The sequence below is a fragment of the Nostoc sp. NMS2 genome (assembly GCF_017115105.1).
Classification (GTDB): Bacteria; Cyanobacteriota; Cyanobacteriia; order Cyanobacteriales; family Nostocaceae; genus Nostoc.
In genome coordinates, this window is record NZ_JABXKH010000041.1 from 29,734 (window position 1) to 42,761 (window position 13,028).

The 13,028-nt window shown below is 41.3% G+C and carries 10 protein-coding genes; 3 read left to right on the forward strand and 7 right to left on the reverse strand.

Features of this window, described 5'->3' with window-relative positions; all coding sequences use genetic code 11:
- Positions 1-4: 4 nt before the first annotated feature.
- Both HWQ36_RS05375 and HWQ36_RS05380 read right to left on the reverse strand, forming a co-directional pair.
- Positions 5-592: a cytochrome b/b6 domain-containing protein gene (locus HWQ36_RS05375; RefSeq protein ID WP_292698861.1), complete on the reverse strand. Its 588-nt coding sequence runs from the start codon at positions 590-592 to the stop codon at positions 5-7.
- Between the two features lie 147 nt (positions 593-739).
- Entirely contained in the window at positions 740-2,587 is a 1,848-nt protein-coding gene (locus tag HWQ36_RS05380) for a VWA domain-containing protein (RefSeq protein WP_292698863.1), read from the reverse strand.
- 287 nt (positions 2,588-2,874) lie between these two features.
- Here HWQ36_RS05380 and HWQ36_RS05385 point away from each other — a divergent pair, with 287 nt between their 5' ends.
- A complete protein-coding gene (locus HWQ36_RS05385; protein ID WP_292698865.1) occupies positions 2,875-3,231 on the forward strand; it encodes a Rieske (2Fe-2S) protein in 357 nt (118 codons plus the stop codon).
- Between the two features lie 327 nt (positions 3,232-3,558).
- The gene (locus tag HWQ36_RS05390) at positions 3,559-4,422 is read left to right on the forward strand and encodes a glycosyltransferase family 2 protein (RefSeq protein ID WP_292698868.1); all 864 of its coding nucleotides are present in this window, start codon (positions 3,559-3,561) and stop codon (positions 4,420-4,422) included.
- A gap of 29 nt (positions 4,423-4,451) precedes the next feature.
- On the opposite strand, the gene mutS is transcribed toward HWQ36_RS05390, so the two are convergent.
- The 4 genes from mutS to HWQ36_RS05410 form a co-directional block, all read right to left on the reverse strand.
- Complete coding sequence (gene mutS / locus HWQ36_RS05395) at positions 4,452-7,133, reverse strand: DNA mismatch repair protein MutS (protein WP_292698870.1); 2,682 nt, start codon at positions 7,131-7,133, stop codon at positions 4,452-4,454.
- 13 nt (positions 7,134-7,146) lie between these two features.
- Positions 7,147-7,272, reverse strand: a complete 126-nt coding sequence (locus HWQ36_RS05400) for a hypothetical protein (RefSeq protein ID WP_292698872.1) — start codon at positions 7,270-7,272, stop codon at positions 7,147-7,149.
- Between the two features lie 261 nt (positions 7,273-7,533).
- On the reverse strand, positions 7,534-8,757 hold the full coding sequence (locus tag HWQ36_RS05405) for an AAA family ATPase (protein ID WP_292698874.1): 1,224 nt from the start codon (positions 8,755-8,757) through the stop codon (positions 7,534-7,536).
- A 215-nt stretch (positions 8,758-8,972) separates the two neighbouring features.
- Positions 8,973-10,574 (reverse strand): alkaline phosphatase, encoded by a 1,602-nt coding sequence (locus HWQ36_RS05410; RefSeq protein WP_292698876.1) that lies wholly within the window; start codon positions 10,572-10,574, stop codon positions 8,973-8,975.
- A gap of 277 nt (positions 10,575-10,851) precedes the next feature.
- On the opposite strand from HWQ36_RS05410, the gene HWQ36_RS05415 reads away from it, so the two are divergent.
- On the forward strand, positions 10,852-11,406 hold the full coding sequence (locus tag HWQ36_RS05415) for a PEP-CTERM sorting domain-containing protein (RefSeq protein ID WP_292698878.1): 555 nt from the start codon (positions 10,852-10,854) through the stop codon (positions 11,404-11,406).
- A 203-nt stretch (positions 11,407-11,609) separates the two neighbouring features.
- On the opposite strand, the gene HWQ36_RS05420 is transcribed toward HWQ36_RS05415, so the two are convergent.
- Positions 11,610-12,713 carry an AI-2E family transporter gene (locus tag HWQ36_RS05420; protein WP_292698880.1) on the reverse strand — a complete coding sequence of 368 codons (1,104 nt, stop codon included), beginning with the start codon at positions 12,711-12,713 and terminating at the stop codon, positions 11,610-11,612.
- Positions 12,714-13,028 lie beyond the last annotated feature (315 nt).

The window sequence follows — 13,028 nt, forward strand, 5'->3', positions numbered from 1 at the left end:
CTGACTAAAACATTGATTCTGTTAATTCAGTACCACCAGCTTTTTGCCCTAATTGAGAGTGAATTACTGCAAATAAGATAACCATCGGCACTGAGGCAAAGTGAACAATTCGCAATGCTTGCCAATTGCCAAACAAATCCACAATCCAGGGAAATTGAGCAGGTTTATACATTCCTATTCCTGTAAATAACGCCAGCAGCAAGATCGGAATAATTGCTGTATACGCAATCCGATGCCAAGCATAAATTAAGCGTTTGGAATTTTGACTTTTTTGTAATGCTTTGAAATCATTCGCACCGACAAACCGATGTCGCCAGCGTCGGGTAATTAAAACGTAAATTCCATACCACAAGAGATTTAGCGAGAATAGCCACATTGCTGCGAAATGCCAGTGTCTACCGCCTGCAAGCCAACCTCCTAACGTAAATATCGGAGGAATGTGCAAACCTGCACGTCCCCCAAAAACAGGGTTGGCGTTGTAAATTTGTAGTCCACTGGTGAGCATGATAAACAGACTGATGATGTTACACCAGTGAAAAATTTTGGCTGCGATCGCTTGAGTGGGTGGCTTTCGAGTTTGAGAGGGGGTCACGTCGCTTTGCTCCGAATTCAAAATTCAAAACTACCATAAATAAATTTAGCTGCTCTGTTTTTCTTTTCTCTGTGTACTCTGCGCCTCTGTGGTTTAAAAGCAATTTATTGAACCGCAGAGGCACAGAGTACGCAGAGATTTTATGAGTTAATTGGTGGTAGTAGGTTGGACAAATCGCTTAATTTCACCACACGCAATATAAGATTTTCCATCAGGTGCTGTTTTGACTTCATCAACGACATAAAGCATTCCTTCCTCACGAACCGATCGCGGAAAACGCATATTCCAATCTGGTTCATAGCCGTCGGAAACCACTCTAGCGCGTAGCTTGCTGCCATCTTTGACACACTGAACAAGAATGCCGTCTTTTACAGCATCAGTTGTGGGAAGGTCGGTGGCACTGGCAGGGCCTTTAGAGGCTTTGCCTGTGTTAGCGATATAGGATTGTCTAGGGGCAACGAAGATATCTGCTTCACCAGGTTGAGCAAAACGAGTGATATTGCCACCTACACGGTAGAAAGTGCGATCGCTTGAGAGTTCCAGCCCTTCAACAACATATCTTGCTCCCTCAGCCCGAATACTCCGGGGAAACTGGACATTCTTGGTTGCATCATAGCCTTCAGATATGACTTTGACCCGTAGTTTACCACCTTCACGAATGCAATACAGTTCAACACCTGAGCCAACTTCATTGACAACAGGCATTGCGTATACTTCATCACCAGCAGTCACACCGCGCCCTACCAGATCGTTACGATTGCGGTTCATTGTCTGGTAAGACTGATCTCGCAATTCTTTACGTCCGGCATTACCTAGAGCTTTTTGGGCGATTCGACCTGCAAAATACTCCAGCTGATCGATCTCTTCAGCAATTTCAAAATTCTCGTTTAACCCTTTATCCCGCAAATCTTTCACCAGGGTACGCAGGGTTTCTTCTGCTTCCTGGTGTCTGCCATGTTCAGCTAAGTCGAGAGCAGTCTCTTTAGCCTTAGCGATGGTGAGGCGGCTCAGTTCAAGAGTGATATAGCTTGTAGAGGCAAAAGCTGCTTCCTCAATAGTGCCAACTTTGGCGATGATATCTGCTGTGCCTGAAACGTTTTGAATGAGGTCATTTTGGACAACATCGGCGCTGTAATGCAGTTTCATCACAGGTAACTCACCAACTTGAGCGCTTGATATCACCAAACTTAAGCCGAGAAGTTTGTCTTCACCCTCATAAAGCTCTCCCAAGGTGATGACAGCTTGACCAGCGTCATTCTGGCTAACTTTAGCAAGACTTAAGGTATCAACAAGACTGACACCTTCAGCCAACTCAAGTGTCACTGTGAGGTTTTGTCCTACTACTGCTCTCAGACTGTCTAGCTCAATACTAAACACTTCAGTTGCTTCATCGATGCTTTGAATGAAGTAGAAGTTGCCCGTAGCAGCCCTTGCCATACCAATCAGCAGGTCTTCATTAAAACCCTGAGCAAAACCTAATGTAGTTGTGGTGATACCTTCTTCAGCTTTTTGCCCTGATGTCGCCGTTAGTACCTTGGGGTCTTGAATGCCCATATTGGCGTGACCATCGGTAAGCAAGAGAACCCGGTTGATTTTTTGCGGATCAAGTCGCGTTTTGACGTGTTCACAGCCTTTGAGCCATCCTCCCGATAAGTTGGTAATACCGCCTGCTCTCACTTTGCGGATAGAATCTTTGAGTGTGGCTTTGTTAGTTACAGCTTGGGGTGGCACAACGCTGTCTACTTCATCGTCGTAAACAACTACTGAGAGAATGTCATCTGGCTCAAGTTGATCTACCACAGACTCAGCAGCTTTGAGTGCATGATGTAAGGCAGCGCCTGCCATAGAGCCGGAACGGTCAATTACCAGAGAAAGGTTAAGGTTCCGTCGGGGAGATTCAGCTATGTCAGGACGAAAACGTAGCAGAATATTAGTCTTTAATGAAGATCCGGCGGGGAGAATAGACTGGTCAAATTCGTAACTTGTCTTAATCATTTTTTATATCCCTCAAAATTGTCTGTTATGAGCTACAAACCCTATAGTGTAAGGATAGGAAGTGCTTTATTTAGTTTACCCAGAAATCAGTTTATTCAGTGTATGAATGAAGTTTAATGTAAGATTTATAGCTGTTAAATTTAGCCAGTGTTAGCAAAGCTCGTCGTAGACATCGCTTTTTTGGAAGAAATTTACGATTTACTGATTTTTCCCTGGTACTAAAAGGCGATCGCACTGGTCACAATTGCGAGAAACTGAAAGCAGATCAATTAGGAAAGGAGAACCTAATGAGTTGGACTAAAGTTCTTGCAGTCGAAGCACTTTCCCCAGGTGCGCGAGAAGTGGTGAAAGTTGGCAACCGGAAAATTCTGCTTTTGAATCACGAAAATCAGCTTTATGCTGTAGATAACACCTGTCCTCACTTAAAATTACCTCTGAAAAGTGGTAAAATAAAAGATGGGACAATTGTTTGTTCTTTCCATCACAGTGCTTTTGACCTGCGGACTGGTGAGGTACAAGACTGGTGTTCTTGGCCACCTGGTGTAGGTAAGGTACTCTCATTGGTTTCACAACCAAAGGCGTTGCCAGTGTTTCCTCTTCGTGTGGAAGAAGGTAGTATCTGGGTTGATGTACAAGAGGAATAGCACCCTCTCTCGATTTACTGCCATTGGGCAAACATCAGAAGTTGCCAGTAGGCTACAAAATGTTACCTAAACTTTTTGCAGCAATTTGCCTATTCATTTTTGAGTGACAATAGAAATATCAGAAACGGAGGATTGACAAAAAACAACCTCCGTTTCTATAGCCTTCTCAATGCCTCAATTGAATCTCAAGAATTTTATTGATCGCTACACCTTCATAAAATAGTTTTATCTTGCTCATTGGTCAGAAATCCCCTTAGACTAATTTCCATTTATTTCAATTATTTGAATTATTTTTTTGTTTGCAATACGCACAAAAGGCCATTGTTAATGATTAGTATAATTACACCAGTTTATAACGGTGAGAAATTTATAGAATCTTGCCTTCAAGTTGTCATTGACCAAAACTGTTTAGAAGTGGAGCATATCATTGTCGATGGAGGTTCAAGCGACAAGACAGTAGACATTATTAAGGATAAAGCCAATCAATATCCCCACATCCGTTGGATTAGTGAAAAAGACAAAGGACAATCTGACGCTCTCAATAAAGGAATTGCTATGGCACGAGGAGAGATTATCGGTGTTTTAAATGTTGATGATTTTTATGAAGTAAATGTTCTTAATCGCATTTGTGAGATTTTCCCAACTTTACCAGAACCTAGCTTGATTGTTGGCAACTGTAATATTATTAATCAGAAAGATCGGTTAAATTCTATTAATAAACCTAGACAATTAAGAACAATAGATTTACTGTTAGAAAGGCGAGTTAATGATGATGCAATTATCGATGCTTCTTTTCCAGTAAATCCATCTGCTTACTTCTATCATAAATCATTGCATCAGAAAATCGGACTCTATAAAGTAGAAGATCATTATTCAATGGATATAGATTTCCTTTTAAAAGCTGTTTGTTCATCTCATGTTAAGTATTTCAATGAAACTTGGGGTAACTTTAGATATTATCCAGGAAGTAAAACATTTAATGATTTTGCAACAGGAAGCGGTTTAGCGCGAATTGAACAATTATTCAATGATTATATTAAAACACTATCTTTGATGGAGCAATGGCAGATTTGGTTAGCTCGAAATATAAATTTTACCTTCTTAAAAATCTTTTATTTTTCCAAGCATCCAGAACGATTGCCTGAATCTATTAAGCAGCGATTAACTAAACAGGACTTACGCAAAAAATAGCCCAAACCTTGATTTTCTTCTTAGGGCAATCACTCCAGATTTTGCAGCCCCATCGCAATTTTACTATGCTTCTCAATTTGCCCCATCACTTGTTTAGCTCGTTGAATCACCACTGCTGGTAAACCCGCCAATCTTCCCGCCTCAATACCGTAAGACTTATCAGCACCTCCTGGTTGGACTTGGTGCAAAAAGATAATTTGGTCGGGTAATTCTTTTACCGTCACTTGATAATTAGCCACATTCGGTACAATGCTAGCCAGTTCATTTAATTCATGGTAATGAGTCGCAAAAATCGTTCGCGCCCGAATATCCACTGCGATATATTCTGCCACCGCCCAAGCGATGGAAAGACCATCAAATGTTGCTGTTCCCCGGCCAATTTCATCTAATAATACCAGCGACCTAGATGTGGCATGGTTGAGAATATTCGCCGTTTCATTCATTTCCACCATGAAGGTAGATTGACCAGTTGCAAGATCGTCTACTGCCCCTACACGGGTGAAAATGCGATCGCATATTCCCAATTTGGCCAACCTAGCTGGTACAAAACTACCAATCTGCGCCATTAACTGAATCAATCCCACCTGACGCAAATAACAGCTTTTGCCACTGGCGTTTGGTCCGGTAAGGATAATTAAATCGGGATTGTCATTTGTCATTTGTCCTTGGTCACTTGTACTGAGCGACTTGTGCCGAGCGAAGTCGAGGTAAGTCGAAGTATTTGTCATTTGTCCTTGGTCATCTGCTAATGACAAATGACTAATGACTAATGACTCTTGACCCAATTTAGTTGAATTCGGCACAAAGAAACCCGCAGGTAAAGACTGTTCCACCACCGGATGACGGCCATCAACAATGTTTATCTCCCTTCCTGGCAACATTTCTGGACGACAATAACCTTGATGCACTGCTAACTCAGCCAAACCACACAATACATCTGCCGCCGCCACTGCGCGAGATAGATTGCGAATTACTTCCGCTTCTTGTGCTACCTCTTCCCGCAACGCTGTAAAAATCTCATATTCCAACTGATTTAAATCATCCCGCGCCGAGAGAATCCGGGCTTCTCGTTCCTTCAAATCTGGGGTGATATAACGTTCCTCATTGGTCAAAGTTTGCTTGCGGATATAATTAGCAGGTACTTGGTCAGCTTTGGTGCGGGAAATACTGATATAATAACCAAAAGTTTTATTAAATCCTACCTTCAATGTCGAAATTCCTGTCTTAGCCCTCTCATCAACTTCTAAGTTGGCAATCCATTGCTGGTCTGCTTCTACAGTCGCTTTCCTTTCATCCAAAAGAGGATTGACGCTAGGGCGAATTAATCCGCCTTCTTTGATTAGTATGGGTGGCGACTCCACAAGGTGCGCGTGTAACTTTTGTGCTAATTCTTCCAACACACTTGGGACTTTTTGCAAAGCTTTGAGGAATGGAGAACGCGCTTGGGTTACTAAGTGGGATAATTCTGGTAAACGTGAAAGGGAATCTGCCAAAGCTACTAAATCTTTAGCATTAGCTGTTCCAGAACCCGCCCTTCCGGTGAGGCGTTCTAGGTCATAAATTTGGCGTAACAACTGCCGCAAATCTTGACGCAGGGGTGTATTTTCCATCAACTCTTGGATGGTATCTTGCCGTGCCCGAATACCTTTAATATCAATTAGTGGTTGCAATAACCACCGCCGTAAAGCTCGTCCACCCATCGCTGTACTAGTTCTATCCAATGACCAGAGTAGGGAACCGTGAAAAGTGCCATCCCGGACGGTTTGGGTAATTTCTAGGTTACGGCGGGTTTGACTATCAACAATTAAGTAGTCAGTGACAGTATAGGTGCGGAGTCTTTGTAGGGGAACTGGGTTTTCTTTTTGAGTATCTTCCAGGTATTCTAGAAGACCGCCAGCCGCACGAACAGCGAGGGGAAGATGATCGCAACCGAGTCCTTCGAGCGATCGCACCTTAAATTTCTGCAATAATCTAGGTCTGGCTTCACCTTGAGAAAATGGAACTTGCGATCGCAAACTATAGCAAAATGATGGTGGCAAACACTCCGGTAGATGGGGCGAAGTTTCTCCGGGACGCAACAAACTACCCAAATCAGGCGCATTTGTCGGAACCAGCACCTCTGAAGGTTGCAAACGCATTAATTCCTGTGTCAGATGTTCTAAATCACTACCTTGAGTTGTCAGGAATTCCCCTGTAGAGATGTCTGCATAAGCTAAACCCCAATGATTTGCGGCAATTACCACTGCTGCAAGGTAATTATTCCGACTAGATTTCAGCATTCCTTCTTCCAGCAAAGTGCCAGGGGTAAGAATGCGCGTTACTTCTCGCCGCACCAATCTACCAGCAGCTTCTGAAGCATCTTCCACTTGGTCGCAAATTACGACTGCATAGCCTTTTTCTACCAGCATTGTTGCGTAGCGTTCCCAAGCGTGATGCGGAACACCAGACATCGCCACTCTTCCCTGTTCCCCAGCTTGCTTGCTAGTGAGGACTAATTCTAATTCTTGCGCTAGTTTTACAGCATCTTGAAAATAGCATTCAAAGAAATCTCCCACCCGATACAGCAACACCGCGTGAGGATATTTATCCTTAGTCTCGACATAATGCAAGTACATTTGACTTAGCTTACTGCGATCCACCTGTTGATGGTCAGAAATAAAAGTACTTGCGTCGGGTTTGATAGATGGAGTTTCAGAGTGAGAAGCAGTCATAGATGCTATTGAGTTAGGCGCGGAAATTCCACAATATCCGATGATAGCGTGATGTTCGAGATGAATTGCGATCGCTCAAGGATATTTTACGCTTTTTTGCGATCGCTTCGCCGTGTAGGTGCTGGGGTAACTGGTTCATAAGCCTTGAGTCCCCCATCTCCCGTAAAAATTTCTACTTGAAATGTGCTATGGCGGTTCCCACTCAGATGCGGTACAAAATTATATCGCAAAGTGTAGGGGCAATTCATGAATTGCCCCTACGGGTGTACCTCACGTGAACGAGAACTGCTATACTGGTTTTAGCATAATATTCAGCCACAGTAAGTTTCTTTACCAGGAATCCCTAAATAGACGCAAAGTATGGATGTGTCAATAATCAGAACCTTTCTCATATTTAACTTTACTTATTATCAGAAAGGCTCTTTTCAATTGCGCCTTTTGTTGCTAATCTGCCCAAAGTTCCTGATGCGAGTAAAAGAGGAAGATTTTCAATATCTTCTAAAAGTGTAAGCTTGCTTTCTCCGGTTTCTTTATCGCGGTGTGCGACAACCACAAAAGGAACTATCTCTGGGCCTAAAGCATCAAGTAAAGCTGGGTTATGCGTAGTAAGTAGAATATCAATTTTTCTTTTACTGCCAATTTCTCGTAATATTCTGACCAGCAATTCTGCACGCGAGGGATGAAGCCCATTATCTATTTCTTCAATTACGATTTGACTACCTTCTGGTCGCGTAAGTAATGCTGTGAGAATTGCTATAAAACGGAGAGTTCCATCCGACATAGTTTTAGCATCTATTAGTGTTATTTCTCCAGGTTTCCATTCTTCTTCACAGTAGAGTATTGCATCAGTTCTAAGTCTACCAACTGGTTCTGCAAACACTTTTCTAATATCGCGTTCTGTAAAATCCTTGATATAGGCTGATAGAGTTGATTCGACTTCGGTTTTTTGTTCATCATCCAATGCTGCTAGTACACCAGCAATGTTGGATGCGTTGCTCTCTAAGTTATCAGAAAGCGGTGAATAATCCCGCATTTTAAAAGCAATAGGATTTAAGACAAAAACATTCTCGAATACATCAGTAATTAAATTAATATCTTCAAAATCTTTATTAGCTATCTCAAATTTACTAATCATGTTTAACATAGATTCTCGCTGCATTCCTTTGATATTTGAAATATTTATTTTACTATGAGGATATTTAGCTGATGTAGATAAATCTGATACTATAGAGTCTTGTGTTGAACTTTCATGATTTTTTTCTTGATATATTTGAGTAATTATAGTTTCTTCTAAAACCTGTACAATAGGTTTTGTTTTTACTGTAATACTGTAAAGATAATCAGTATTTTCATCGTTCCCCTGAACAAGCGCCTTTAATGTAAAATTTGTTTCAGGTTTAAGTGCAACCCAATCTACACCACCTTGAATAGAAGGAAGTATTGAATAACCTGCCAAAACATCTTCAATTTCTCTTCCTTTTACTATCCTTTGTAAAAATTCCAAAGCTTCAACTACATTAGATTTTCCACTGGCATTTGTCCCAATTAGAACAGTCAATGGGTCAAGTGGAAGCACCGCATAACGAAAACTTTTCCAGTTTTCTAAGATGAGTTGCTTAAGCATGATCAACTCCAAAACTCTATTTACTTAAATTTAGCTCCTATCAGTGGCGTTGGCAAAGCCCGCACTTCGGCTGCGCTCAGTGACCACCGCAGGCATCGTACAAAGTTTTTTCATGCTTCAACATCTCATCAAAAAACAGCATAGCCAGTAGACAAAGTAAAAAATTGCATAATTACTCTATCTAACTGGCTAAATTTTTCTCCACTTTTAACGATTTATTTTTCTGGAGGTAAATCTACACTGTAAACAATCTTCCCAGCCAAGTTACGCAATGTTACTGTCATCACCTTTGTATTTCCATCAATTTTGACCCCTCCAAAGAATTGCAAACCTTCACTTGGGGGACGATTTGCTTTTGTACCTGGAGGAAGGCTTTGAAATATTAATTGAGGGCCAAAGGTATTTTCCAATTGGTTTGGCCCAAATGTGCCAGAGTTAAGAGGCCCGGCGACAAACTCCCAAAAAGGCTTAAAGTCTGTAAACTGTGCTTTGCTGGGGTCATAATAGTGGGCTGCTGCATAATGTACATCAGCAGTTAACCAAACAACATTCTGGATATTCTTATTTTTGATAAATCGGAGTAAATCTGCAAGTTCTAGTTCTCTTCCTAAAGCCGGGCCATCTCCGTTAGCCCAAGCTTCAAAGTTGGTGCTACCATCTCTAACTATCAATCCCAGAGGCATATCACTAGCAATCACTTTCCATGTTGCTTTTGATGACAGCAATTGCCTTTTTAACCATTGTATTTGTGTTCTACCCGCAAATTCTGTGTCTTTACTTGGTACTGGCTGATTATTAGGGCTATTCGGCCCCCGATAGGTGCGCTCATCAAGCATGAAAATGTCTAATAATGGGCCATGCTTAAAGGAGCGATAAATTCTCGCTTTGTCTGGCTCATTGGTTGTATACCCAATAGGCAGATATTCCAAAAATGCTTGCCTTGCTCTTTGGGCTAGCAAGTTAACATCCTTAACTGTATAACGGTCATCGTTAAGGATAATTTGTCCAGGATACCAATTGTTTCTGGTTTCGTGGTCGTCCCACTGTGCCAATATCGGAACTTCAGCGTTGAAACGCTTGATGTTTTCATCCAGCAAGTTGTAAATATAGTTGCCACGAAATTCTGTAAGAGTTTCTGCTACTTTCGATTTTTCTGGTGTGGTAATGTTTTTCCAGATTGTGCCGTCGTCTAGCTTAACTTCTGATTGAATGGGTCCATCGGCATAAATATTATCGCCAGAGTGGATGAAAAAGTCGGGATTAAGTTGACGCATGGTTTCGTAAATTTTCATCCCACCAAAATCAGGATTAATCCCCCATCCCTGACCGGCGGTGTCGCCACCCCAAACAAAAAATATATCTCGCCCAGATTTGGGGGGAGTTCGGAAAGTGCCTTTGACAGGAGCGCTGTAAGTGCCTTTATAATCTAAGTCTTGGAAGATTACCCGATAAAATAATTGTTGGTCTGATGGCAGGTTCCTCAGATAGAGTCGTGCTGTAAAGTCGCTATTTTGTAAAGCATTGGGGCCCAAGACTCGCTGCACATTTTTAAAAGATTCGCTGGTAGAGTATTCTACGATCATTTTGGCGGTGCGATCGCTACGACTCCAAATGACAATATTATCGTTACAAATATCTCCGCTAGCTACGCCATAAGGTATAGCAGGACGCATTTTATCTGAGGTGATAATTGCAGGTGCTTCAGCAAAAACTTGTGATTTTGATCCAAAGTTGGTGGAGATAATTCCACCTGCGGTTATAGCTGAATGCAGCAAAAACTGGCGACGGTTTAGCCTCAATTGGTTATGAGATTCCATACTAAATAATGGCAAGCTTAAGAAGTATTACAGGATAAGTGTCTAGCATATCTTGTTATAAAAATAAGTAAAGATTGAGTTATCTAATGGTTAATAAAAAATCTTTTTGATGTAATTTAACTTAATATAATTTAACTAAATGAGTTTTTTACCTCCACTTAAAGTCTGCTTAAAGTAATGAACTCAAAATAATTTAAATCCAAGTATTTGGCAACTTGTTATTTCTAAACTTTACAGTTTGCATTGCTTGCAAGAATATATCGTGAGGAAAACTGAGATGAAATTAGTTCCACAATTAGTGCTTGCTGCTAGTCTTGTTCTAGGTTTAGCTACCATAGATGCAAAATCTGCATCTGCGGCAATTGTTAATTACGCTTTTACGGTTGATAGTTCTGTAAGTACCGGGAAAGGCTTTTTTAGTTTTGATGACTCAAATTTTAGTAATGATGGCATTTCAGAAGCGTTGGTTCAGTCACTCTCTTTTCAATTTGATGGAGATTCCAGCATTTACACGGAAAAAGATGATTTCAACTACCCAGACTTTCCCATCGCATTTTCAACCGCATTCTTAACAGAAGAAGCGTCTTCTGTGGGATTAGATTATGCATTTGCTGATAAAGCTAATCCTTCTAGTTCTAAAAGTTACGAAATTGTTGGTGAGGATTTTACAATTTTTTCCAGAACTTCTCCAAATACTGAACTTTTCTCTGGTAAAGTGTCTTACACAAAAGTACCTGAGCCTACAACATTAGGTGGCACTCTTGTTGCTTGTGGTCTTGGTTTAATAATATTAAATAGAAAGGCAACATCAATAAAAAAGGTTAAAGTTTAACCTTTGTATTAAGTAGGTTGGCGCAATTAAAGCTAACTGGCAATATCTGTCATTAGTCATTAGTAAGGGCTTTAAGCCTCTTTACGTTTCGTAATATACTTGGGTTTTTTCGCGCCAACTTACTTAGGTGAATCTTTTGATATACTTTACAGCCAAAAAAACGCTCATAGCGTTGTCGCGCCACTAATTAAAATTTACTTATTTTAACTATAAGTTCCTGCTGTTTCACTTGTTACTGTAACAGGTTCTGACACGATATCATCTATCTTATTAAACTCTCCAGCCCGCCAGCTATCTGTTGTATCTTTGATAAAACTGGCAATAGGGATTGCAATTAATAAACCCAGCACTCCTCCTAACTTTGCTCCCAACAATAAAGAAATCACTACCCAAACGGGATTTAAACCAGTTAAATTACCAAGAATTCGAGGGGCAACAAAATTAGAATTAACTTGGTCGATTGCAACGGCTGTACCTAAGACTTCAACTCCTAACCAAAAGTTTTGCAATGCCACTAAAAGACTTACTATAGCAATACCGAATCCTGTACCAAATGGGAAGAGAGAAAACAAACCAATTCCGATGCCAAAAAGTAAAGCCAAGGGAACTCGCAGTGCCAAAAATGCCAGTGTAATTGTTACCCCTAATACGGCTCCCAATGTTGCTTGACCGATAAAGTAATTGTGGAAGTCTTCTCGCAGTAATTCCCGCAATCTTAACCCAATGTTATGGGGAAACCACTGAAATATTCCGCCCCAAAGACGCTCGCCGTTTAATATTAGATAGACAGTTAGCACTACCGCCAGCAATACGTTGAGAACAATACCAATGGTATCGACAGCAAAACCAAGAATTCTCCCAGTGAAAGACTGAAGTTGGTTAGATAATCGTTCCAGAACTTGGGTAAATAACCCACTTAAATTAATGGGAAGCTGTTGTTGACTTAACGCCCAATCCTGGAAAGTTTGGAGTTGCTGAGTACCAGAATCAATCCAACTTGGCAAAATATTGGCTAGCTCAACGAGTTGTTGGATAATTAGGGGAACTAAGGTAATGCCTAAAGCTACTAAAACCACTAGAGTCAAAAGTAACACTCCTGCGATCGCTAGGTTACGTTTTACCCCTTGTTCTTGCAAAAACTGGATTGGATAGTTCAAGACAAAAGCCAGTAGGATGGCGGCGGCAATAATGCTGATTAAGGGTTGAAAATACTGCACAACCTGGAGCAATAGCCAACCATTGAGAATAATAATCGGAAATGCCAATCCTATCGTTAACCATCGCGGCAGTTTGTTTGCTGATTGCATTAGTGATGACTCCACAAGAGTTATGACTTTATTTTGGCTTCTAGGTGAGTGGGGAGCAGGGGGAGATGTGGTTCGACTTCGCTCACCAACCGGGGGACAAGGGGGACAAGGGGGAATTATTGAATAGTCTCTTCCTTGTCTCCCCCCTCTTCCTTGTCTCCCTTGTCTCTTCTTCATGCCCAATTCCCAATACTTCGACTTACCTCGGCTTCGCTCGGTACAAGTCGCTCAGTACAAGTGCCCAATTCCCAATACTTCGACTTACCTCGGCTTCGCTCGGCACAAGTCGCTCAGTACAAGTGCCCAATTCTCAAT

What these genes read in the sequence shown, in the direction of transcription:
- HWQ36_RS05380 (WP_292698863.1), bottom strand. Translation starts at nt 2,587, where the DNA reads ATGATTAAGACAAGTTACGAATTTGACCAGTCTATTCTCCCCGCCGGA.
- HWQ36_RS05385 (WP_292698865.1), top strand. Translation starts at nt 2,875, where the DNA reads ATGAGTTGGACTAAAGTTCTTGCAGTCGAAGCACTTTCCCCAGGTGCG.
- HWQ36_RS05390 (WP_292698868.1), top strand. Translation starts at nt 3,559, where the DNA reads ATGATTAGTATAATTACACCAGTTTATAACGGTGAGAAATTTATAGAA.
- mutS (WP_292698870.1), bottom strand. Translation starts at nt 7,133, where the DNA reads ATGACTGCTTCTCACTCTGAAACTCCATCTATCAAACCCGACGCAAGT.
- HWQ36_RS05400 (WP_292698872.1), bottom strand. Translation starts at nt 7,272, where the DNA reads ATGAACCAGTTACCCCAGCACCTACACGGCGAAGCGATCGCAAAAAAG.
- HWQ36_RS05405 (WP_292698874.1), bottom strand. Translation starts at nt 8,757, where the DNA reads ATGCTTAAGCAACTCATCTTAGAAAACTGGAAAAGTTTTCGTTATGCG.
- HWQ36_RS05410 (WP_292698876.1), bottom strand. Translation starts at nt 10,574, where the DNA reads ATGGAATCTCATAACCAATTGAGGCTAAACCGTCGCCAGTTTTTGCTG.
- HWQ36_RS05415 (WP_292698878.1), top strand. Translation starts at nt 10,852, where the DNA reads ATGAAATTAGTTCCACAATTAGTGCTTGCTGCTAGTCTTGTTCTAGGT.
- HWQ36_RS05420 (WP_292698880.1), bottom strand. Translation starts at nt 12,713, where the DNA reads ATGCAATCAGCAAACAAACTGCCGCGATGGTTAACGATAGGATTGGCA.